Annotated in this window: 24 protein-coding genes, 1 tRNA gene and 1 riboswitch; of the genes, 21 read left to right on the plus strand and 4 right to left on the minus strand. The window is 44.6% G+C overall.

Features of this window, described 5'->3' with window-relative positions; translation table 11 throughout:
* Positions 1-39: 39 nt before the first annotated feature.
* The 3 genes from SFC25_RS11975 (at position 40) to SFC25_RS11985 (ending at position 2084) form a co-directional block, all read left to right on the plus strand.
* Positions 40-306 carry an HPr family phosphocarrier protein gene (locus tag SFC25_RS11975; protein ID WP_411215504.1) on the plus strand — a complete coding sequence of 89 codons (267 nt, stop codon included), beginning with the start codon at positions 40-42 and terminating at the stop codon, positions 304-306.
* A 121-nt stretch (positions 307-427) separates the two neighbouring features.
* A complete protein-coding gene (gene sppA / locus SFC25_RS11980) occupies positions 428-1435 on the plus strand; it encodes a signal peptide peptidase SppA (protein ID WP_411215505.1) in 1008 nt (335 codons plus the stop codon).
* Between the two features lie 13 nt (positions 1436-1448).
* On the plus strand, positions 1449-2084 hold the full coding sequence (locus tag SFC25_RS11985; protein WP_411215506.1) for an RDD family protein: 636 nt from the start codon (positions 1449-1451) through the stop codon (positions 2082-2084).
* Between the two features lie 25 nt (positions 2085-2109).
* Here SFC25_RS11985 and clpP read toward each other — a convergent pair whose 3' ends face one another.
* Positions 2110-2697 (minus strand): ATP-dependent Clp endopeptidase proteolytic subunit ClpP, encoded by a 588-nt coding sequence (gene clpP / locus SFC25_RS11990; RefSeq protein WP_038564644.1) that lies wholly within the window; start codon positions 2695-2697, stop codon positions 2110-2112.
* A 298-nt stretch (positions 2698-2995) separates the two neighbouring features.
* Here clpP and SFC25_RS11995 point away from each other — a divergent pair, with 298 nt between their 5' ends.
* From SFC25_RS11995 to SFC25_RS12070, 16 genes are all read left to right on the plus strand, one after another.
* A complete protein-coding gene (locus SFC25_RS11995) occupies positions 2996-3802 on the plus strand; it encodes a manganese catalase (protein ID WP_411215507.1) in 807 nt (268 codons plus the stop codon).
* Between the two features lie 98 nt (positions 3803-3900).
* A tRNA-Arg gene (locus SFC25_RS12000) sits at positions 3901-3976 on the plus strand.
* Between the two features lie 184 nt (positions 3977-4160).
* Positions 4161-4862: a GntR family transcriptional regulator gene (locus tag SFC25_RS12005; protein ID WP_411215508.1), complete on the plus strand. Its 702-nt coding sequence runs from the start codon at positions 4161-4163 to the stop codon at positions 4860-4862.
* Between the two features lie 59 nt (positions 4863-4921).
* Positions 4922-5968, plus strand: a complete 1047-nt coding sequence (locus SFC25_RS12010; RefSeq protein ID WP_411215509.1) for a Gfo/Idh/MocA family protein — start codon at positions 4922-4924, stop codon at positions 5966-5968.
* 36 nt (positions 5969-6004) lie between these two features.
* Positions 6005-7006 (plus strand): TRAP transporter substrate-binding protein, encoded by a 1002-nt coding sequence (locus SFC25_RS12015; RefSeq protein ID WP_411215510.1) that lies wholly within the window; start codon positions 6005-6007, stop codon positions 7004-7006.
* A gap of 19 nt (positions 7007-7025) precedes the next feature.
* Complete coding sequence (locus SFC25_RS12020) at positions 7026-7541, plus strand: TRAP transporter small permease (RefSeq protein ID WP_411215511.1); 516 nt, start codon at positions 7026-7028, stop codon at positions 7539-7541.
* 31 nt (positions 7542-7572) lie between these two features.
* Positions 7573-8847, plus strand: a complete 1275-nt coding sequence (locus SFC25_RS12025) for a TRAP transporter large permease (protein ID WP_411215512.1) — start codon at positions 7573-7575, stop codon at positions 8845-8847.
* 62 nt (positions 8848-8909) lie between these two features.
* Positions 8910-9740, plus strand: coding sequence for a sugar phosphate isomerase/epimerase family protein (locus SFC25_RS12030; RefSeq protein ID WP_411215513.1), 831 nt, complete (start codon positions 8910-8912; stop codon positions 9738-9740).
* A 26-nt stretch (positions 9741-9766) separates the two neighbouring features.
* Entirely contained in the window at positions 9767-10594 is an 828-nt protein-coding gene (locus tag SFC25_RS12035; protein WP_411215514.1) for a citryl-CoA lyase, read from the plus strand.
* 6 nt (positions 10595-10600) lie between these two features.
* Complete coding sequence (locus SFC25_RS12040) at positions 10601-12028, plus strand: aldehyde dehydrogenase family protein (protein WP_411215515.1); 1428 nt, start codon at positions 10601-10603, stop codon at positions 12026-12028.
* A 32-nt stretch (positions 12029-12060) separates the two neighbouring features.
* Positions 12061-13824 carry a thiamine pyrophosphate-binding protein gene (locus SFC25_RS12045; protein WP_411215516.1) on the plus strand — a complete coding sequence of 588 codons (1764 nt, stop codon included), beginning with the start codon at positions 12061-12063 and terminating at the stop codon, positions 13822-13824.
* A gap of 16 nt (positions 13825-13840) precedes the next feature.
* Positions 13841-15034: a CaiB/BaiF CoA transferase family protein gene (locus SFC25_RS12050; RefSeq protein WP_411215517.1), complete on the plus strand. Its 1194-nt coding sequence runs from the start codon at positions 13841-13843 to the stop codon at positions 15032-15034.
* A gap of 165 nt (positions 15035-15199) precedes the next feature.
* The gene (locus SFC25_RS12055) at positions 15200-16405 is read left to right on the plus strand and encodes an MFS transporter (RefSeq protein WP_411215518.1); all 1206 of its coding nucleotides are present in this window, start codon (positions 15200-15202) and stop codon (positions 16403-16405) included.
* 93 nt (positions 16406-16498) lie between these two features.
* Positions 16499-17335 carry a manganese catalase gene (locus SFC25_RS12060; protein WP_411215519.1) on the plus strand — a complete coding sequence of 279 codons (837 nt, stop codon included), beginning with the start codon at positions 16499-16501 and terminating at the stop codon, positions 17333-17335.
* Positions 17336-17445: 110 nt separating this feature from the next.
* On the plus strand, positions 17446-17730 hold the full coding sequence (locus tag SFC25_RS12065) for a holin (RefSeq protein ID WP_366247555.1): 285 nt from the start codon (positions 17446-17448) through the stop codon (positions 17728-17730).
* Between the two features lie 59 nt (positions 17731-17789).
* Positions 17790-18116: a hypothetical protein gene (locus tag SFC25_RS12070; protein WP_411215520.1), complete on the plus strand. Its 327-nt coding sequence runs from the start codon at positions 17790-17792 to the stop codon at positions 18114-18116.
* Positions 18117-18144: 28 nt separating this feature from the next.
* On the opposite strand, the gene SFC25_RS12075 is transcribed toward SFC25_RS12070, so the two are convergent.
* A complete protein-coding gene (locus SFC25_RS12075; RefSeq protein WP_411215521.1) occupies positions 18145-18702 on the minus strand; it encodes a GNAT family N-acetyltransferase in 558 nt (185 codons plus the stop codon).
* A 130-nt stretch (positions 18703-18832) separates the two neighbouring features.
* On the opposite strand from SFC25_RS12075, the gene SFC25_RS12080 reads away from it, so the two are divergent.
* Both SFC25_RS12080 and SFC25_RS12085 read left to right on the plus strand, forming a co-directional pair.
* Positions 18833-19189, plus strand: coding sequence for a hypothetical protein (locus tag SFC25_RS12080; RefSeq protein WP_411215522.1), 357 nt, complete (start codon positions 18833-18835; stop codon positions 19187-19189).
* 19 nt (positions 19190-19208) lie between these two features.
* Positions 19209-19505, plus strand: coding sequence for a hypothetical protein (locus SFC25_RS12085; protein ID WP_411215523.1), 297 nt, complete (start codon positions 19209-19211; stop codon positions 19503-19505).
* Between the two features lie 187 nt (positions 19506-19692).
* Here SFC25_RS12085 and SFC25_RS12090 read toward each other — a convergent pair whose 3' ends face one another.
* Positions 19693-20043 (minus strand): P-II family nitrogen regulator, encoded by a 351-nt coding sequence (locus SFC25_RS12090; protein ID WP_411215524.1) that lies wholly within the window; start codon positions 20041-20043, stop codon positions 19693-19695.
* A 20-nt stretch (positions 20044-20063) separates the two neighbouring features.
* Positions 20064-21275: an ammonium transporter gene (locus SFC25_RS12095; RefSeq protein WP_411215525.1), complete on the minus strand. Its 1212-nt coding sequence runs from the start codon at positions 21273-21275 to the stop codon at positions 20064-20066.
* Between the two features lie 649 nt (positions 21276-21924).
* Positions 21925-22036, plus strand: a riboswitch (SAM riboswitch).
* The last annotated feature ends 57 nt before the right edge of the window (positions 22037-22093 follow it).

The following is a 22093-nucleotide window of genomic DNA, read 5'->3' on the forward strand; positions in this document are numbered from 1 at the left end:
ATTTGGTAGCGCTTACTTGGAAGATGGGAGGAATCACATGTGATCCAAAAAACCTTGCGTGTCACCCTGGATACTGGTTTGCAAGCCAGACCCGCAGCAAGCTTCGTCCAGCAAGCCAATCGTTTTAATGCCTCTGTTTTTGTAGAAAAAGGGAACAAATCGGTAAATGCCAAAAGCATCATGGGGCTGATGAGCCTGGCTATCGCCCAAGAAGAATTGATCACCTTGAAAATCGACGGCTCGGATGAAGCGGAAGCAATGGAAGAGCTAACGGCCTTCATCACTGCACCATCCGCAGCCAGCTGATTTTCCCGCAGAAAAGTCCTGAATCATTCAGGGCTTTTTTTGCTAATATGTGGTAAGTGAAGCTAACCTAGTGTAGGCTATGTATTGTAAGATTTTTATAGGAAAGAAAGGAGATTACATTTTGAACGCAAAACGTTGGATCGCAATCGGAATCGCAGCGGGGCTGCTTGCCATATCGGTCGGTTTCCAGACCCTGTTCGCTGTGATCAATAGCAACTTCACAGACGCGATTGATACAGCAACAGGGAGTACTTTTCTGAGTGAAGAAATTGTGGAAGATGGAGATATGACGAATCGGATCGCTGTACTGAAAGTGGAAGGAACGATTCAGGATACTGGAGAAGAAGCTTCGCTATTGGGAAGCGGTACATATAATCATGCAGCCTTTTTAGAGCAGTTGGAGCAGGCTGGTTTGGATGATACAGTCGGCGGTGTCATCATTGAAGTGAACAGTCCTGGAGGCGGTGTCGTCGAAAGTGCTGAAATTCATGATAAGGTTGTGGAAATCCAAGAGGAATATGGAAAGCCTGTCTATGTTTCCATGGGGAATACAGCAGCTTCGGGAGGCTATTATCTAGCGGCAAGTGCGAATAAAATAGTCGCGCACCCAGCTACTCTGACAGGATCTATCGGTGTTATCATGTCTACACTCAATTACGCCGAGCTTGCTGACAAGATTGGTATCAAAGAGGAAGTGATCAAGAGTGCGGAGCATAAGGATATCATGTCCGGAGCAAGAGAAATGACGGATGAAGAACGCGATATCCTGCAGTCCATCATCGATGACATGTATGAAGACTTTGTCCAAGTCATCGTAGACGGACGCGGCATGCCGGAAGATCAAGTACGCGAGCTTGGAGACGGACGTGTGTATTCCGGGAAACAAGCAATGGAAAATGGCTTGGTAGATGATCTGGGAGACCTTGAAGATACAATCGCGATGATGAAAGAAGAGCAAGGACTCGAAAACGCGGAAGTATTCGAGTATACAGGAGATGGCTTTGGTATGGGCTCCTTCTGGGCAACAGCAGCCGAAGGTCTGTTTGTATCCGATTCTGATTTGCTCGGTATCAAGCAGCTGATGGGTAAATCGAATTCACCTGAAGCTATGTATCTTTATACAGAATAGGGGGCGTTGGAATATGGATAAAGAGAGACGTGAGCATCCAGAAGAACTGACGTCATCCAATCAGGATTATTCCAGAACAGAGATACCTGAAACAACGGACACTGAAGAACATACTGCGTCGGTTAAAGAAGCGGACTATGAATATACGCAGCAGGAAACTCCAGCTGCTCATGAGGAGCGACAAGAAGCAGGGATTCCTTTGTCTTCATTAGCAGAAGAACGGCGCTATGCAGGATTTTGGATGCGATTCTGGGCATATCTTGTTGACCTTATTATCGTTTTCAGTTTGACAGGCTTGATCGTCAAGCCATTTACGATGATTGATTCCTTCCGAGAAGCGACGCTTTGGATCTGGAGTGTCAGCGGTTTGCTGGGAGGCTTGGTATTCTTTGCTTATTTCCTGCTCATGACCAAATGGCGCGGACAGACATTGGGCAAGATGATATTCGGCCTTCGGGTCATTCGAAAGGATGGAGAGCGGCTGTCCTGGTCCGATACACTCATCAGGGAAGTAGTTGGGCGTTTCATCCACCGTCTGCTGTTTTTATTTTTCCTTTATGCAGTAGTAGCTTTCACTCCGAAAAAGCAAGGCTTGCACGACATGTTCGCTGATACACTTGTTATCCATGAAAAAAGCCATCCAGCATGATTGCTGAATGGCTTTTTCTTATGTCTTAAACTGGTTTTTTCTCCATTACTTTGTCGATCAAGCCGTAGTTCACTGCTTGTTCAGCTGTAAGGAAGTTATCACGGTCTGTATCGCGCTCGATTACTTCAAGCGGCTGTCCGCTGCGTTCTGCCATGATTTCGTTCAATTTCTTTCTCATTTCAATGATACGACGAGCATGGATTTCGATATCACTTGCTTGTCCTTGTGTACCACCAAGCGGCTGGTGAATCATGACTTCACTGTTTGGAAGTGCATAACGCATGCCTTTTTCACCAGCAGTCAATAGGAATGCACCCATGGATGCTGCCATACCGATACAGATAGTGGATACTTTCGGCTGGATGAACTGCATTGTATCATAGATAGCCATACCTGCTGTAATGGATCCGCCTGGTGAGTTGATGTATAGGGAAATATCTTTTTCTGGGTCTTCCGCAGCTAGGAATAGAAGCTGGGAAACGATGCTGTTGGCAACATTATCATCGATCGCACTGCCAAGCATGATGATCCGGTCTTTTAGCAAACGGGAGTAGATATCGTAAGCACGCTCTCCTCTGTTTGTCTGTTCGATAACTGTAGGGATTAGATTCATGGTAGATCCTCCTTTGGATATGAGCTCATTATTCTAAGTAATGACTAACCTTATCTTACCTAAAAGGTCAATAAAGGTCAAACAAAATACTTACTTTCTTTCGCCTATTCCATGCTTCCCTTGTTGGAAGGCAAATAAACGCAGGAAATAGAGTCTATCGTTAAGTTTGACTTTTAACAGATAAACTCCTGCATGCTGGTTTATTTTTCATTTAAATTACAACTTCAGGAAGTGGTTTAGAAAATTTTCCAAGGTGGAATGTAAACAGCGAAAAGCAAAAAACTCTAGGAGGTAACACATGTTCAACCATTCGAAAGTACTACAATATCCAGCTAGACCAGACAAACCAGACGCACTGTTTGCGAAGAAAATGCAGGAAATCTTGGGTGGACAATTCGGTGAAATCACTGTAGCCCTTCAATACTTATTCCAAGGGTGGAGCGCCCGCGGCGAAGAAAAATACAAAGATCTGATCATGGATACAGCGACTGAGGAGATAGGTCACGTTGAAATGATCGCAACTATGATCGCCCGTCTTCTTGATGGAGCACCTGTTAAAGAACAGGAAGAAGCTGCGAAGGACCCTGTTATCGGCGCTATCCTAGGCGGCATGAATCCACAGCATGCCATTGTTTCAGGTCTTGGACCACGCCCGACAGATAGTAACGGTGTACCTTGGAATGCAGGCTATATCATCGCAAGTGGAAACCTTCTAGCAGATATCCGTGCCAACATCAACGCTGAATCACAAGGCCGCCTGCAAGTGGCTCGACTATATGAAATGACGGAAGACCAAGGTGTACGCGATATGCTATCCTTCCTGCTTGCACGTGACTCCATGCACCAAAATCAATGGATCGCAGCAGCACGTGAATTGGAAGAGAAGAATGGTATCATCGTACCTGGTTCCTTCCCGAGAGAATTGGAAGTGGCAGATTATGGCCATACCTTGATCAACTTCTCTGAAGGGGAAGACTCCAAAGAAGGCAGCTGGGCAACTGGTACAGCTCCCGATGGCGGTCAATTCAACTATCAGGAAGCACCAACTGCACACGGTGAAAAACAAGAGCTGCAGCCAGCACCAGAATACATGTATCCAAAATAAGCAGAAGCCCCCAGTGTGGGGCTTCTTTTCTATTTAAAAATAACTTGCTTATAACAGCTATTTAACGTATAATAATCGTTGTCACATTAATTACATATGCGCTCGTAGCTCAGTCGGATAGAGCGGTGGTTTCCGGTACCACGTCTGCCGGGGGTTCGAATCCCTCCGAGCGCGCTTATACATAGAAAAACAGCAAGAGTTTGGCAATATGCCGCTCTTGCTGTTTTTTATTTGAAAATAAAAACGACCAGGCAATATATCTCATCAACAAGCATACAGTGTAAGCATGAAGCGCAACCACTTGTATACTAGTATCGTTTTCGATTTATACAATCCAGAGGATAAAGAGTTGATGAGAATGAATAAGTTTACTGTCCAGCGTAAGACATTGGCTTATGAAGTTTATAAACACTTATACAATAAGATTATCACGCTAGATTACAAACCGGGGCAGATGTTTTATGAAAACACGATTGCCGAAGAACTAGGAATAAGCAGAACGCCTGTAAGGGAAGCCATTCAAATACTTGCTTCAGAGGAGTTCCTGCAGATCATTCCCCAAAAAGGGATCCGAGTGAAGTATATTTCAAAGAAAAAGGTACAGGAAGCGATACAGGTTAGAAAAAGTCTGGAAGCAGTTGCATTTCAGGAAGCAGCTGGCAGATGGGATGAATCCAATTTACAGGTAAGTGACTATAAGGCGGATTTACTGCATATTATGAACCAACAAAGAGATGCAGCTAAAAAGCAGGACGTTATTACTTTCTACCACTATGATGAAGTGTTCCACGATAAGATCCTTGAAATATGCGGTAATCAGACTTTGGGAGCTGTTGTACGTCAGGTCAGAGGTCATGTGAATCGAATCCGTTATTTAGAATTTTTTGAGACAAGGGAAATGGATCGTGTCATACAGGATCATGACGAGTTGATTGTATTGATCCAGAAAAATGACAGGGATGGGGTTGCACAAAGGCTGAATCTGCATCTCGATACAGCTGCCAGTCACTATGGCGACATAATGGAAAAGTATGCCGATTACTTTGAAGCTCAACCTTAATAGAGGGGCTATGTGCCGTCCATAACTTGTATACTAGTATGCCAAAAGGAGGAATGGAGTTGAAGATTGCGGTACTCGGTTTGAATCATGGCTTTACATTGGCCCAACGAGCGAAAAAGATGACTGGAATTACATTGGTGGCTGTAGCTGGTAATAACGCAAGTGCAAAAGAGCGGGCAAAGGAACTGAATGTGCCTTTATATGAGGATTATAGGGAACTCATCGATAAATGTATGTTGGATGGGGTGATTATCACATTACCAAATCATTTACACAAAGAAGCTGTGAAATACTGTGCGGATAAAGGTTTACATTGTCTGGTGGAAAAACCTATCGCTGACACACCTGATGCCGCTCAGGAGATGATAGATTTTTGCAGGGAAAAACAGGTACAGCTTTTAGTTGGTCATCATCGCCGGTATTCAGCAAAGATCAATCATTTGAAGCACCTTTTGGATAGTAAGGTCATAGGGGACTTAATCGGTGTGAATATGATATGGGCCCTTGCTAAAGATCATGACTATTACAAAGAAGCATGGCGTGTAAAAGCAGGCGGAGGCCCGCTGTTGATCAATGGCATTCATGATTTGGATAACTTGCTCTATGTTACCGATTTAAAAATTGAAAGCGTTTACGCTGTTGGGAAGAATAAGATACGGTCTGGAGAAGTGGAGGACGCGGTGACGGCGATCCTGGAGGCTGAAGATGGGACTGTTATCCAATATTTCCTTTCTGATGGTGTGCCATCTCCTTGGTCTTACGAATTCAATCTGAAGGAAAATCCAATCTATCATTTTTATGAGGAAGATTGCTATTACTTTTTCGGAACAAAAGGGAGTTTGGCATTTCCAAGTTTTCGCTGTTATCAATACAGTGAGGAAGCGTATGGCTGGAAGCATCCTTTGATTGAGAAGCGATACTTGCCTGAGGATACTGTGGATCCAATAGCTTCAGAATTAGCACATTTTGAAGAAGTATTGAAGGGAAGAATTGGTCCGCGTGTATCTGGAGAAGCTGGCTTAAGAACGTTAGAAGTACTTGAGGCAATAAAACTTTCCATTCGTGAGAAGAGAAGTGTGGCACTCCAAGAGGTTATCAGTAAATGAACACAATCGTTCCATTCAGGAGAAAGTAGGGGTTGGATGAAACAATTGTTTCTGTTTTTATCGTTGATCAGCATGTTGTTATTTGTAAGCGCTTGCAACATTATTCCTTCAGCAGAACAAGAAGTGAAAGTCATGCGTCTTGCAAACGCTACACCTGATGATCGTTCTTTGAGTAAGGCATTGTATATCTTTGAAGAGAAGCTGGAGGAAGAAACAGATGGTTCCATTGATGTGGAAGTGTATACGAATAGTGTTATCGGAGGCGACAGGGAAATCTTTGAAGGAATGCAGTTGAACACGATCCAGGGAGCTTCCATGTCGACAGGACCAATCGCCCAGTTTGCTGATACATTCAACGTATTCGAGCTTCCGTTTCTATTTGCAGATGAGGAGGAAGCTTATCGTGTATTGGATGGCGAAATAGGTGAACGTCTCTTGGCCGAACTGGATGATCAGAATGTTGTTGGTTTGAATTATTGGGAAAATGGGTTTCGGATGCTCAGCAACAATGTGCGTGAAATCAAAACGGTGGATGATGTCAATGGGATCGATATACGGACGTTGGAAAATGAATGGCACATGGAACTTTGGAGTGAACTGGGGGCCAATCCAACCCCGATGAATTACGGTGAATTGTATATAGGACTGGAGCAAGGCACCGTTGATGCGCAGGAAAATCCGGTGGGTAATGTAGTGAACAGTCACTTCTATGAGGTACAGGATAATCTTACAGTCACGAATCATATTTACAATGCGAGCCCGTTCATGGTGAGTAAAACATTTTGGGAGTCGTTAACGGCAGAGGAGCAAAAAGCTGTTAAGGAAGTTGCTGATGAAGTGCAGCAGGAACAGAGAAAGATGAATCAGCAGGAGGTAGAAGACAGCTTTGCTTTTGTAGAAGCGAAAGGAATGAAGGTTACGGAGTTAACCGAGGAAGAGCTGGAACGTTTTCGGGAAGCAACAAGGCCGGTCCGTGAAAGGTTCATCGAAAAGTATGGAGATAAGTGGTTAAGTCAGATTGAGGCAGAAACCGATTGATGGATGGGGGGAGGTACGTATGAAATCTATTCGATGGTTGAATCGATACGCTGAGGAATGCCTGATGGTTTGTTTGCTTTCTGTTATGGTCGTTGTCATTTCTGCCCAAATCATGATGCGTTTTATCTTGGGATCATCTATTGGCTGGTCGGAAGAATTAGCTCGTTACTGCTTTATCTGGCTTGTTTTTATCGGGATTAGCTACGGAGTGAAAAAGCAGCGGCATATAAGTATTGATGCTATATACAGATTGTTGAAGGGGAAGCAGCGAGTCATCCTCCAGATGATTGTAAATATGCTGTTTTTAACATTTGCTGTTATTCTTTTGATTTATGGCGGTAAAATCAGTATCCAGATTTATCAATGGGGGCAGATTTCTCCGGCATTGCAACTAAATATGGGGCTGGTATATATGTCAGCACCAGTCAGTATGCTGCTGACATCCTGGCGAATAATTCAGCAGCTATTACAGCAATTTCAAACACTCCGGAACGGAAAAATACTTTCAGATGAAGAGCAACCATCTACATTTTAATGCTGGAAATATGATATTGGGAGAGTGAGAAATGTCTGCAATCATTATGTTTGGCAGCTTTGGCCTCTTGCTGTTATTGAGCGTCCCGATTGGTATTGCGCTTGCTTTGTCATCCATCGCTACACTGTTATACGCCCAAGATATGCCCCTGGAATTTTTTGCGCAAGGATTAGTCACTTCTGTTGACTCCTTCCCGATCATGGCAATTCCATTCTTTATTTTAGCCGGGGAAATCATGGGAAAGGGAGGACTTTCAAAACGATTGATCAATGTCGCAGAATCGATCGTTGGGAATATTGCTGGCGGGTTCGCAATGACTACGATTATTACCTGTTTTTTCTTTGCTGCCATATCAGGGTCAGGACCAGCGACTGTTGCAGCAGTAGGGGGAATCATGATTCCTGCAATGGTTCAGATAGGTTATAGCAAGCAGTTTGCAGCTGGTATCGTCGCGGCTGCTGGTACTTTAGGGGTGATTGTGCCTCCTAGTATTCCAATGATTGTATACGGGGTATCAAGTGGGACTTCGGTTGGTGATCTTTTTATTGCTGGCATGTTGCCAGGTCTTCTGATTGCTGCTTTAATGCTTCTTTACGTATATTTTTATGCTAGGAAGAAAGGATTCAGCGGAACCGGAGAGGCTTTTTCTTTCAAACGCTTGTTACGTTCTGTCTGGGATGCAAAATGGGCGCTGATCGTACCGGTAATCATTTTAGGCGGGATATACGGCGGTTTTTTTACACCTACAGAAGCTGCGGTTGTCGCAGTTGTGTATGGCTTGATAGCTGGAGTGCTGCTGTATAAAGAATTGCGGCTTAAAGACTTGTATGATGTATGTCGCAATGCAGCGCTGATGACAGCAACTATCATGCTGATTATCGGAGCGGCTACAGCATTCGGAAAAATCATGATCATTGAACAAATGCCTGCTAAAATTGCTGGCGGAATGCTGTCGATATCCAACAATCCCATAATTCTGATTTCCTTGATTGTGATTTTGTTGCTATTCGTCGGAATGGTAATGGATACAACGGCTGCGATCATCATTTTCACACCGCTGTTGCTGCCGGTTGGAGTAGAGCTGGGATTCGATCCGGTACATTTTGGGATGATCATCATTTTAACGCTGGTCATAGGATTCATCACACCACCTATCGGAGTCAATCTATTTGTTGCCAGCGAAATATCCGGCTTGTCAATCATGAAAATCTCAAAAGCTATATTCCCTTATATTGCAATCATGCTTTTAGCACTGATTCTTATCATCCTCATACCGGAAATAGCGCTTCTCTTATTGGGTGGGTAAACTCAAATTAAAAGAATCGGCGGATTTTGCTCAGTAGAATGAATACAGAAAGGTTGATCACGTTGAAGGATCAATTTTCTTTAGCGCATCTGACAGCATTAGCATGTCCACCTCCGAAACTGACGTATATTGCAGCCAGGGCAGGTTTTGATTTTGTAAGTATCAGACCGATTTGCATGGGGCTCAAAAAAGAACCGGATTATAACTTGGCTGCCAACAAGAAGATGCTGAGACAAACAAAGACAGCACTCCGTGAAACTGGACTTCAAGTGTTAGATATAGAACTGGCTAGAATAGTGGACGGTATGGATCCAAAACAGTATGAACCTGCGTTTGAAATCGGCGCAGAACTTGGAGCACGACATGTGCTTTGCAGCGTTTGGACGGACGATTTGGTATTTGCGACTGAGCGCTTTATTCAATTGTGTGAATTAGCAAAACCCTATCAATTGACGATAGAACTGGAGTTTGTCCCAGTAGCATCTGTTGCTACTTTAGCGCATGCTGTCAGTATGCTGACAGCTGCTGCGCAGGATAATGCAGGCCTGATGATAGATAGTCATCATTTTCATCGTTCGAAGGAAAATGTAAGCGATATCAAAGGAATACCCGCAGATTGGTTTCATATGTTTCACTTGTGTGATGCAAGTAGAGACATCCCGGCATCAAAGGAACAGATGATCAAGATTATGAGAGAGGAACGTCTCTATGTCGGAGAAGGCGGTATCCCTATAAAAGAAATATTAAGGGAGATTCCGAAAATCCCATATTCTTTAGAGATACCTCACTTGCAGCGAACAAAGGAACTAGGATTCGAAGAATATGCGAGAAGATGCTTACAATCGGCCAAGAAATATATCAGTCTGAATCTGGATGACGTGAACATATACTAGTGTACAAGATTTTGCGAGGTGAGTGGATGAGTGGACGAAGTGCATTGGAGCACTACAAAAATGGCGGTGCCTGGTGGGAAACGGAGATCAGCGACATAAAGAAAAACTCAATCATACTACGCGGAAAACGGATTGAGGATTTGATTGGAAATATATCTTACAGCCAAATGCTGTATTTTCTGTTAGTCGGCAAGGAACTGACCGAGCAGCAAGCTAAATTATTCGAAAGTGTGCTTGTAGCCGGGGCAGATCATGGTCCGCGTGCTCCTTCGATAGCGGCAGCAAGAATGGCAGCTACCTGCGGTGTCAGTTTTAATTCGGCTGTTGCTACAGGAATCAATATGCTGGGAGACATTCATGGCGGAGCCGTAGAAGGTGCAATGGAATTGTTATATATAACGAAGACAGAACTGGCTTCTAATAAAAATGCTGTGGCAGATACCTTGCAGCGGTTCCTTTCTGAAGGCAAGAAGCTTCCAGGTTTCGGTCATCAGCTGCATGATCAGGATCCGCGTGTCGATAGATTGTATGAGTTGGCGCAGAAGGTAATTGACAGCGGAGAAATCTCCGGAGATTATCTTGCGATTCTGGAAGATTACAAAAAAACGATGTCAGCTGCAAAGAAACGGACGTTTACGATTAATGTGGATGGTATTAGTGCAGCTATCCAGTGTGAACTCGGTATCCCGGCAGAAGCAGCAAAAGGAATCTTTTCTCTCTCACGGGGGATTGGAATCGTTGCACATGCTTATGAAGAATTAATGCAAGGCACATTGATCAAAGGGCCGTGTCCTAATGAAGAAAAACTTGTGAAATATACAGGGGATATGCCAAAAGAGACGCAAAAGGAGTGACAGCGAATGCGAAAGGCCAGGCCTTTTGTAAATGGTGTATGGATAGATGACGATCGTGAACCGATTCCGGTGCTGGGTCCTTATAAAAATGAACAAGTTGGCGTTCAATTGACAGCGAGTCATGCTGAGGTTGATCACGCACTGACAGCAGCGTACAGCAATAAAAAGCAAATCGCTGCTCTTTCACAGACGTTCCGGGCGAGGGTGCTGTACCAGGCTGCTGCATTGCTGCAGGAGCGTAAAGAAGAATTTGCGAATTTGATCTCAAAAGAAGTAGGAAAGGCGTTGAAGAACACGCGGGATGAAGTGGCGCGGTCGATCGAAACATTGCAGCTGTCAGCAGAGGAAGCGAAAAGGCTTTTTGGCGAGACAATTCCCGGAGGAGCTTCAGAGCGGGGAACGTCTTCCATGGCGTTGACGTTCCGTGTTCCAGTAGGTGTCGTTGCGGCTATTACACCTTTCAATGCGCCTCTCAATTTGATATGTCATAAAATCGGACCAAGTTTTGCTGCAGGTAATATAACTGTTCTGAAACCAGCACCGCAAGCACCTTTGGTTGCGGCTGCACTTGTAGATCTGCTGCTTGAGGCTGGTATGCCAGCGCAAGCAATTCATATGATTCTAGGCGGAAAAGAAATAGGTGAGCAGCTCGTCCAGGATGATCGGGTCAACCTTGTTTCGTTCACTGGAGGCGTTCCGGGCGGCAGACAAATCAGCAAGACCGCCGGTATGAAAAAAGTGCTGCTGGAGCTTGGCGGGAATGCGGGAACCATTGTTCATGAAGATGCCAATATCGAGCGGGCTGCGGCCATTTGTGCAAAAACAGCCTTCAGTAATTCCGGGCAAAGCTGTATTTCTGTCCAGCGTATTTATGTCCATGAACAGATCTTAGGTGCATTTGTTACAGAGCTGAAGCAGCGGACAGCGGAGCTCATAGTTGGCAATCCAGAAGAAGAGAAAACGGATGTTGGGTGTGTCGTGGATAGACAATCAGCAGAGCGGATCAGTGATTGGATCGACGAAGCGGTGAGAGAGGGAGCGGAGCTCATTCATGGCGGGAAAGCGAATGGCGCTTCTGTAGAGCCGGCTATCCTTCTGCGTCCGAAAAAGCAAAGCAAAGTTGTCTGTCAGGAAGTGTTCGGACCGGTAGTCAGTGTACTGCCTTATCACGATATAGATGATGCAATCAAGGATGTAAATGATTCCGATTTCGGCCTGCAAGCCGGCATTTTTTCCAACTCTCTTGAAGTGATTCGTAAAGCAGTAATAGAACTGGAGGTCGGCGGTGTGATCGTCAATGGTTCATCTAACTTCCGTTTGGATCACTGGCCGTACGGCGGCATCAAAAACAGCGGCATAGGCAGAGAAGGTCCACGATTTGCAGCCGAAGAAATGACAGAGATGAAGATGGTCGTGCTTCAGGATTTGCTGTAAGCAGTAAATGGAGAACTAGGAGGTTATTTTATATGAAGAAACTCATATCGGAGCAGTTAGTCAAATACCTGGAGTCCCGCGGTGTAAAACATATATTTGGGCTGTGCGGACATACAAATATTGCGGTTTTAGCGGAATTAGAAAAAAGCTCGATTCAGTTCATCAATGTACGTCATGAGCAAATTGCGTCACATGCAGCAGATGGTTATGCAAGAGTGACGAAGAAAGCGGCAGTAGTGCTGAGTCACTTGGGACCGGGTTTGACGAATGCTGCAACAGGAGTTGCCAATGCAGCATTGGATTCTACTCCGATGGTCGTTATCGCAGGCGATGTGCCTAGTTATTATTACGGCAAACATCCGCATCAGGAAGTGAATATGCATGCTGACGGCGCCCAATATGAGATTTACCGACCGTTCGTCAAACGGGCATGGCGTGTGGATCAAGCGGAGCTGTTTCCGGAAATCCTGCAAAAAGCATTCCAGCTGGCTGAAAGCGGACGCCCGGGTCCTGTTCTCATATCCGTGCCGATGGACATTTTCTCGACGAAAATAGAGGATGTCGGCTTCAAGCTGCTTCAGCATCATACCCAGGTGGTAGAAAAACCGGCATTAGATGAAGAAACAGCAGCAATGATCGTGAAAAAATTAGCTGATACAAAACGTCCGGTACTGTATGCAGGCGGTGGCGCAGTACTGGCTGATGCAGCAGAAGAGCTGCGGGAATTTGCTGAACATATGAATATACCGGTAGCCCATTCCCTTATGGGGAAAGGGGTCCTGCCTGATGATCATGAACTGACGCTAGGCATGACCGGTTTCTGGGGAACAAGCTTCATTAACGAGCAAACAAGAAAAGCGGATTATATTTTAGGGGCGGGCACTCGTTTTTCAGAAGCCGATTCAAGCAGTTGGTATGATGACGTAACCTTCCATTTTCCAAAAACCAAATTGATTCATATCGATATTGATCCAAATGAGATCGGTCGTAACTATCCTGTAGAGATAGGGGCGGTAGCCGATCTGAAAAAAGCCTTCCTTGCACTGAATAGGGTGGCAAGGCGTCTCTATCCTGATGGCATTGATCGTAATCATCAATTAAAAGAACAAATCAAATCCTATCGCCAATCATTGCGCAAGCGCATTTCAAAGAATGTACACAGCGATTCCTTCCCAATGAAGCCAGAGCGTATTTTAGCAGAGGTTCGTGATGTGCTTCCGCGTGATGCGTATCTTACAACAGATGTTGGCTGGAATAAGAATGGTGTCGGACAGCAGTTTCCTGTTTATACGCCAGGCTCCATTTTGACACCTGGGGGCTTCGCAACAATGGGCTTCGGCAGTTCCGCTGCTCTTGGAGCAAAGATAGCAGCTCCGGAGAAGGTTGTTGTCTCACTGATAGGAGATGGTGGGTTTGGCCAAAATCCCTCCGTGCTAGCAACAGCAAAAGAAGAGAATATACCGGTTGTTTGGGTTGTGATGAACAACAGTGCTTTTGGTACAATCGCCGGCTTGGAGATGGCCCATTATGATACAACTTACGGAACACGATTCCAGGTTGATGGTAACAGCTACTCGCCAGACTTCGCTGCAATAGCGAGGGGATACGGCGTAAAAGGAATCAAAATTGAAAATGCGGAACAATTCAAAGGTGCACTAAAAGAAGCAATCGAAGCGAATGAACCTGTCGTCATCGATGCGGCCATGAAGAATGAGCCTGTTCCGACAGACGGGAAATGGAATATCAATGATATTTATTCACCTGATCAAGCTAAATCACATGTAAGCATTCCTTGAGAAAGGAGGGAGTAACATGCCAACACCTTTGGCAGGTGTGAAAGTGCTGGATGTATCGACAATGATCGCGGCGCCGTTCGGAACGGCATTGCTTGGTGATTTTGGCGCCGAGGTTACCAAGGTTGAAATACCAGGAAGAGGGGATACATCAAGAAGTGTAGGGCCATTTAAAGGAGATGAACCGCTGCGCTGGCCCGGTCTGTCACGTAATAAAAAATCGCTGACGCTTGATCTGCATAAATCAGCTGGCGTGGAAATCATGAAAAAGCTTGCAGCGACACATGATATTTTAGTAGAGAATTTTCGCCCTGGAACATTGGAAAAATGGGGTGTAGGATATGATGTGCTAAAAGAAATCAATCCAAATTTAATCATGATTCGTGTGTCGGGTTATGGCCAAACAGGACCATTCCGCGAAAAAGCCGGCTTCGGCACACCAGCAACAGCATTCAGCGGTTATACGTATTTACAGGGGTTCACCGATCGTCACCCGGTAAGTCCGCCATTTTCGCTGACGGATTATATATGCGGCATTTATGTAGCCTTTGCAGCTGTGACTGCTCTTTATCACAGAGATACAAAGGAAGCAGGCGAAGGGCAGATGATAGATGTTGCGCTGTATGAATCGGTCTTCCGGATGATGGAATTTCTTATAGCTGAATACGATCAGCTCGGGAAAATACGGGAACGTTCACCTGGGTTAGCTGGACATTCCTCTCCCTCAGGAACCTTTAAAACCAAGGATGACCATTGGGTCGTGCTTGTTACGAGCACCGATACGACCTTCAATCGACTGGCAGCAGCCATGGACCGTACGGATTTGCTGTCAGATACGCGTTATCATACCAATGCAAGCCGGCTGGAAAACAATGATAGTATGAATCAAATTGTCGCAGAATGGATTGGTAAGCATCCACGTGAAGTGTTATTGAATAAGCTGGATGACCACGGGGTGCCAATCAGTCCGGTACTGAGCATCGCTGATATCTTTGAAAATGAACATTACCAAGCCCGCGAAAATATTGTCGAAGTGAAGCATCCGAGATTGGGGAAAATAAAAGTACCCGGGATTGTCCCTAAATTCGAAAAGACACCAGGCAGCATTCGATCGGTTGCACCTGATTTGGGCGAGAATAATGAAGAGATATTACAGAGCTTAGGTTATTCCCAAGAAGAAATAATAGCTCTGAAGCAAAACGAAGTTATTTAAAGCAGCAAGGTTCTGGCATTTTGCCAGCCTTGCTTTTTTCCTGTTCGGAATCTGCAAGGAGCTGCTTTACAAAGTAAAGGAAACAATTATAATGAGGATAGATTAATTAACTTAACTTAACTTTTTGGTTCTTGTGCAGTATTGCAGCAGAAGGAGAATGATTTTTTGAAGAAGCCGATAAAGGAACAAAAATCAGTATTGATTATTTTATTAAGCAATTTGTTTATCGCATTCTTAGGAATGGGGCTTATCATTCCAGTGATGCCGTCATTTATGGATATTATGCACTTATCAGGCAAGACGATGGGGTATCTGGTTGCTGCATTCGCAGGAGCACAATTGATCATGTCTCCATTTGCTGGCAGATGGGTGGACCGTTATGGCAGAAAGAAGCTTATTACAGCAGGTTTGTTCCTGTTTGCCGTTTCTGAGTTGATATTCGGTTTGGCTGCACATGTCTCTTTGCTTTATGTATCGCGCATTTTAGGAGGGATAAGTGCTTCCTTCATTATGCCTGGTGTTACAGCGTATGTTGCGGATATAACGACAAATAAGGAACGTCCAAAAGCGATGGGGTATCTATCGGCTGCGATTAGTACAGGTTTCATTATTGGGCCGGGGATTGGTGGCTATATTGCTGAATATGGCATTCGAGCACCATTTTATGTAGCGGCGATTATAGCTTTCCTCGCATGCTTTTTATCTATTTTTATACTAAAAGAACCACTGACCAAGGAACAGCTGGCGGAAATTGCAGTCAGTAAAAAAGGATCTAGCTTCCTAGGGGACTTGAAAAAATCATTGAACCGGATTTACTTTATTGCGTTTTTCATTGTATTTGTTCTGGCATTCGGGTTGTCAGCTTATGAAACTGTATTTAGTCTGTTTTCGAATCATAAGTTCGGCTTTGATCCAAAAGACATAGCCTTAATCATCACAGTGAGTTCGATCTTTGGAGTGATCGTGCAGGTACTGCTGTTCGGGAAAATGGTTGATGTCATGGGAGAAAAGAAATTGATACAGCTATGCTTGATAATTGGCGGTGTTTTAGCAGTGGTATCCACTGTGATATCCAGCTTCCTGCTAGTGCTTGCAGTAACTTGCTTTATTTTTCTTGCCTTTGACTTGCTGCGCCCGGCGTTGACAACGTTTTTATCCAGAACTGCAGGCAAGGAGCAAGGGTTTGTGGCTGGAATGAATTCAACCTATACTAGCCTGGGTAATATCATCGGCCCGGCATTAGGCGGAATATTATTTGATATAAACATCCACTATCCATATCTATTTTCAGCAGTGATTTTGATTATTGGTCTTACTATTACTTTCTTATGGAAAGGCAATAACCAGCAAGAATCCATATCGGATAGTTAATTGCGCGGTTTTATTGCTGTGGGTTTATACATACTTTCGTCCCGACACTCATATATTTCTGTGTTGGATAAAATCGAAAGAGGTGGGCAGCGCATGTTTTATCACATCAAAGAACTGCAATATCACGCGAAACCATCAAAGCCGGATCCGGTTTTTGCTAGGCAGCTGCAGGAAGTGTTAGGCGGACAATTCGGTGAAATCAGTGTTATGATGCAATATCTTATGCAAGGCTGGAATACGAGGGCTGATGCGAAATATCGGGATTTGCTTTTCGATACTGGAACAGAAGAGATAGCTCATGTGGAGATGCTTGCTACAATGATTGCCAGGCTTCTGGATGATGCCCCTTTTGAAGATCAGAAAAATGCGTATGACACAGATCCTGTCCTTGCTGCTGTCATGGGTGGAACAAACCCTCAGCATGCAATTGTATCAGGGCTCGGGGCATTGCCAGCAGATGCTGCCGGTTACCCGTGGAATGCTAAATATATCATTGCCAGCGGAAATTTACTTGCTGATTTCCGAGCAAATCTTAATGCGGAAGCACAAGGGCGTCTTCAGGTGACACGTTTGTACGGAATGACAGATGACCCAGGCGTTCGAGATATGCTGTCGTTTTTAATAGCACGTGACACTATGCACCAGAATCAATGGGTTGCAGCCATTAGGGAGTTGGAGGAAAGAGAAGGAGATATTGTTGTACCGACTACTTTCCCGAGGAGTTTGGAAAAAGAAGAAGTGGCGTATACCTTATTTAACTTCTCCAGGGGAGATGCAAGCTCAAAAGGCCGCTGGGCAAGCGGGCCTAGCATGGACGGCAGAGGTCAGTTTAACTACGTGTCAAAGCCGGAACCATTTGCTGGAGCTCCGAAGCTGAAACCAGCTCCATTCCTCTATCATGATACGATGCCGCCAAAATCCCTGATGTAATAGGACAGACGTACAGGCTCAGCTTGTACGTCTTTTTTTTATTAGGTTCCTATCAAATGCACGTTTCTTCTTGTCCGCATAGTATGCAGTACAAGAGGGAGGTGTGACATATGGAACCTATTCAAAATGAAATAATGTATCAAGTGCTCGTCTTTGCGACGATACTCGCTCCAATTGTGACAGCCGTGATGGAACTGCTGAAGCGAAGCTTTCCTCGTATGGTGCCTTACCAAGCTTTTCTCAGCCTTGTAGTCGGTGCGATGCTGGGTGCTGCTGCGTATCCATTTACCGACTTTGAACTTGCTGCGAGGCTTTGGGCGGGCGGAATCGCAGGATTGGCCAGCACGGGTATTTACAACACGCTGCTCACAAGAAAACAACCGCCTGACAGGTAGTTTAAAAAAGGTGCAAATAGGCTAAGGAGTAGTAAAAGTTGTTGATGGAGGTTTTACTCATGAAAAAACTACTCTTAGCCTTGCCTCTCTTGTTAGTATTCCTAGCCGCTTGTGGATCACAGTATGATCCGGAGATTGAGCAGGTGATTGAATTGGAAAACGAGCATCTTTCTGAACTAGGTGACGATATGAATCTGACTCGTGATACATCTGATATTTATATATTTGCTGATGGCGGATATGTGGAGATTCGTTATGATAATAGTGCTGGTGAAGAGCAGCAGGCAGTATATGAAGAAACAGGTACAGATACGTATGAGCGGCATGATGGAATGCCGGAAGAAGCAGAAAATCTGACGAGGGAATATGAAGAAGAAAATAGATAATGAATCGGCGGGCTTCAGCAGAAGCCCGTCATTTTTGTGCTGTATGGATAAAGACGAGGTGATCTGTCCATTGTCCATTTTCAAAGATGAAGCCTTTGCGGATGCATTCATAATGCATGCCAACGCTTTTGGCAAGTGCGATTGATTGCGGATTGTCCAGGTTGATATGAGCTTCAATCCGGTTATAGTGAAGCTGGGAAACACCGATTTCCAGTGCCAGTCGTACTGCTGTCTTACCGTAGCCGTTGCCCCAGTGCTGATTATGGATCGTATAACCGATTCTTCCCCACTGAAAATCATCCCGTGCCAAAGTGGAAAAATCGATCATACCAAGATGCATGCCATCCGTTACTTTGAAGACTGCAAATATGTAGGCTTTATCTTCGGCAGCAAACTGCTGATGCTTGTCCACTAAAGCAGAAAACCAAGAGTCCGTACATTCAGTCATATCGAGCAGTCCAGGATCATGGGCATGCTGAGACAGCTTGCGTCTGCTGAAGCCGCTGAACCATTTGGAGTAATCCGCTTTGCATAGCGGACGAATTACAATTTCTTCTGTGCTGGCTTGGAAATCGAATGTCATCATAGTTTCCCCCTTTCCACAACTATACCACCAAATTCCATGTTTGCCCCCGGGCATATACACCATACACTTACATTTACCCTGCATAACTTATAACTGTAAGATGATTACAAAACACAAGGAGGAATCCCAAATGGGTGGACACTATTGGAGTGGAAAAGGTAAAGGAAAAGGAGGTAAGAAAAACGGCGGTTATTCTTACGATGATAGTTTCGAATTAGATGTAGAAGATGTAAATGTAAATGTAGGTGATGGAGATCTAGAAACTACAGAAGCAGAAAGCAAATCCAAAAACGTCAACATCGCAAAAGTCTACAAATCCGGAAACTCTCGCGTTCATGTCAAAGTGAAGGCAACAGCTGATGAAGACTTCGAATATGACAGTGAAGATGATGATGATGACAAGCACGATAAGTGCAAAAAGAAAAAGCACAAGAAAGACGATAAGTGCAAAAAACATGATAAGTGTGACGACGATTACGACTACTAAGTGATAAAGGAGAAGAATAATGGGCTATATTAGAAAATACGATAAAAAAAATCCGAATCCGTTCTCAGCCAGCAGAAATGATAACCACTCCCAAGTTACCCATAGCGGTAACGCAGATGTTGATGTCAAAGTAGAAGTGGATACAATGCCGATTGCATATGCCATGCTTTGTTCCTTGCTTGCTACAAAGCAACTGTCAGAACATGAATTTAACAATGCCGTCAGAAAATTGAAGAATCTAGTGTATGATGATTTAGAACTTGATAATGATTACGATAATGATCCGGAAACAGCTAAAATCTATCAAATAAAATAGTGATATAAAAGTAGCATCCCGCCAGGCGCGGCTGCCAATGGCGGGATTGCTGCTACAGCTATCTGCTGTATCGTATGAGAACAATCGCCCTAATGTTACTAGCCTGCTCATGTTCTTCTCCCAGCCAGCCTGAAAATGGGCTGGCTTTTTTGCATTGAAAAAGGCCCCCATGAGGGGAGCGCTTTTCCTACAAGGCAGCAGGACCTTGTTTTCCAGTATTGATATCGATTGTCTGCTGGATTGGATAGACGAAAATTTTTCCGTCGCCTGCTTTACCGGTATGGAGTGCGCTGGTAGCTGCTTTGATGACGTCATCGACTGGAACTGCACTGACGACGATTTCCACTTTCAATCGGTCAAATACATTTTGAACTTTCTTGACGCCCCGGTATAGCTCCGTATAGCCTTCTTCCAAACCGCAGCCTTGCACATGGGAGAAAGTCATACCTGATACCCCGATTTCAGCCATTTTCATTTTGAATGCTTCAAGATCCGCGGAATTCCTCGTGATGATCTCAACCTTGAACATATCACTCATATACCGTTCCTCCTTTTAGTTTAATCCTGGTAAGCGCGTTCGCCGTGCATCGTAAGATCCAAGCCTTTTGCTTCTTCCTCATCCGTAGCACGTGCTTTGAAGATAAGATTGACGATTGTGATCAGGATGAATGTCACCACGCCGACGAAGGCAAATGTCGCGATGATGGCAACCACCTGTCTCCATAATAGATCAATACCGCCGCCGTAGAAAAGACCGTTGTGCTCCACAATTGCGTTGATAGAGTCGCTTGCGAACAATCCAGTTGCGATGCCGCCCCATGTACCGCCTACTGCGTGCAGGCCGAATGCATCAAGTGCATCATCGTAACCAAGCTTCTGCTTCAGCCAGCCTACTCCCCAGAAGCAGACAAGGCCGCCGATGAAACCGATCGGAATGCTGGCAATCGGGGAAACGAAACCAGCAGCCGGAGTAATAGCTACAAGGCCTGCGATTGCACCGGATACAGCACCCAGTAGTGTCGGTTTTTTGTTGACAACCCATTCAATGATCATCCAGCCCAGAATACCTGCTGCAGCAGCAGTATTTGTATTGATGAAAGCATACATTGCGACGTCATCGAAAGCAAGCTCACTGCCGACGTTGAAACCGAACCAGCCGAACCAAAGCAAAGCTCCGCCGATCAAGGTGAAGATCAGGTTATGCGGTGCAGTGGAACCAGCATTTTTCCGTTTGCCGATGACGATAGCGACAACCAAGCCTGCAAGACCGGAGGAAATGTGGACAACGTTACCGCCTGCGAAATCGAGTGCGCCCATTTCAGCGATCCAGCCGCCGCCCCATACCCAGTGTGCTAGCGGGGAGTAAACGATGAGGACCCATAGAACTGTAAAAAGAATGAATGCTGGGAAACGAATACGTTCTGCATAAGCACCAGATACGATTGCTGTTGTCAGAATCGCGAATGTCATTTGGAACATCATGAATAGATTGAATGGAATGGTGTGTCCTTCATTCGGTTCGAAGCCGACATTATTCAGCCCGAAGAAATCCAATCCCCCAATAATTCCGTTGCCTGGCGAGAATGCCAGGGAAAAACCGACGATGATCCAAATAATCGATACGATTGCCATAGTTGTGAAACTGTGCATTGCTGTGCTCAGCACGTTTTTACTTCTTACTAACCCGCCGTAGAAGAGCGCAAGTGCTGGTGTCATCAACCATACTAAGACAGTTGCGACAAACATGAATACCGTATTAGCCATATCCATTTTCTCTACCCCCTGTGTTTATCTTTATTGTTTGAAAATTTAAATCTTTTTTCATTATAAGTGCCCTGCAAAAAAATGTAACAAAGTTGTCAGGTTATCTTACGTGAATATTTCTGACCAAAAAGTGTAAGTGTTTTCAGCAGTTTTGTCATAAAGCGTTACTAAATTTGGACTGGATCTGGCCAAGATGGGAAATTTGGGGTGGTTTGCAACGGATGATAGCGGGAATAGATAGTCAGCTGCGGAGAAGTACTACATCGGAAGTTTGACAATAATTGTAAAGCATGATAAGATAGTTAACGTCTCTGATGTTTAGGTAACTTTATCGGAGATCATTGGCATTCTGCTATAGTTTTAATCAGAAGTACTTATTCAGACTGGAGCGGCCTAGGAGCCGTGAGGATGCAATAGAGGTAGGGATTGCATCGTTTAAGTGTAAACTACCATGTGGAACAAGTACCGCGGCAGGAGGATGTATTAGGTATCCTCTACTTACAATAGAAAAGTTACATTTTAGCCCCGCATTGGCAATAGCTGATGCGGGGCGTCCAAATTTCAGGGATGTTTTAAGATATATGGAAATTTCAGAATTTATAGTTGACTCGCAATTTGGTCCATGCTACAATCCTTTTAACAAATAAATAGCAAGCTCTTATCAAGAGAGGCGGAGGGACTGGCCCGACGATGCCCGGCAACCTGCAAGCAGCAATGCTTATAAGGTGCTAATTCCTGAAAGTGCGTATGTACTTTAAAGATGAGAGAGACATGTCGGTACATATAGCCACCCTGTCCTCTCAGGGTGGTTTTTTTATTTGAGG

It is taken from the genome of Terribacillus saccharophilus (genome assembly GCF_046592595.1).
Lineage (GTDB): Bacteria > Bacillota > Bacilli > Bacillales > Amphibacillaceae > Terribacillus > Terribacillus saccharophilus_C.

Coding starts and splice junctions, on each gene's coding strand:
- SFC25_RS11985 (WP_411215506.1), top strand. CDS start 1,449: ATGGATAAAGAGAGACGTGAGCATCCAGAAGAACTGACGTCATCCAAT.
- clpP (WP_038564644.1), bottom strand. CDS start 2,697: ATGAATCTAATCCCTACAGTTATCGAACAGACAAACAGAGGAGAGCGT.
- SFC25_RS11995 (WP_411215507.1), top strand. CDS start 2,996: ATGTTCAACCATTCGAAAGTACTACAATATCCAGCTAGACCAGACAAA.
- SFC25_RS12005 (WP_411215508.1), top strand. CDS start 4,161: ATGAATAAGTTTACTGTCCAGCGTAAGACATTGGCTTATGAAGTTTAT.
- SFC25_RS12015 (WP_411215510.1), top strand. CDS start 6,005: ATGAAACAATTGTTTCTGTTTTTATCGTTGATCAGCATGTTGTTATTT.
- SFC25_RS12020 (WP_411215511.1), top strand. CDS start 7,026: ATGAAATCTATTCGATGGTTGAATCGATACGCTGAGGAATGCCTGATG.
- SFC25_RS12025 (WP_411215512.1), top strand. CDS start 7,573: ATGTCTGCAATCATTATGTTTGGCAGCTTTGGCCTCTTGCTGTTATTG.
- SFC25_RS12035 (WP_411215514.1), top strand. CDS start 9,767: ATGAGTGGACGAAGTGCATTGGAGCACTACAAAAATGGCGGTGCCTGG.
- SFC25_RS12040 (WP_411215515.1), top strand. CDS start 10,601: ATGCGAAAGGCCAGGCCTTTTGTAAATGGTGTATGGATAGATGACGAT.
- SFC25_RS12045 (WP_411215516.1), top strand. CDS start 12,061: ATGAAGAAACTCATATCGGAGCAGTTAGTCAAATACCTGGAGTCCCGC.
- SFC25_RS12050 (WP_411215517.1), top strand. CDS start 13,841: ATGCCAACACCTTTGGCAGGTGTGAAAGTGCTGGATGTATCGACAATG.
- SFC25_RS12060 (WP_411215519.1), top strand. CDS start 16,499: ATGTTTTATCACATCAAAGAACTGCAATATCACGCGAAACCATCAAAG.
- SFC25_RS12065 (WP_366247555.1), top strand. CDS start 17,446: ATGGAACCTATTCAAAATGAAATAATGTATCAAGTGCTCGTCTTTGCG.
- SFC25_RS12070 (WP_411215520.1), top strand. CDS start 17,790: ATGAAAAAACTACTCTTAGCCTTGCCTCTCTTGTTAGTATTCCTAGCC.
- SFC25_RS12075 (WP_411215521.1), bottom strand. CDS start 18,702: ATGATGACATTCGATTTCCAAGCCAGCACAGAAGAAATTGTAATTCGT.
- SFC25_RS12080 (WP_411215522.1), top strand. CDS start 18,833: ATGGGTGGACACTATTGGAGTGGAAAAGGTAAAGGAAAAGGAGGTAAG.
- SFC25_RS12085 (WP_411215523.1), top strand. CDS start 19,209: ATGGGCTATATTAGAAAATACGATAAAAAAAATCCGAATCCGTTCTCA.
- SFC25_RS12090 (WP_411215524.1), bottom strand. CDS start 20,043: ATGAGTGATATGTTCAAGGTTGAGATCATCACGAGGAATTCCGCGGAT.
- SFC25_RS12095 (WP_411215525.1), bottom strand. CDS start 21,275: ATGGATATGGCTAATACGGTATTCATGTTTGTCGCAACTGTCTTAGTA.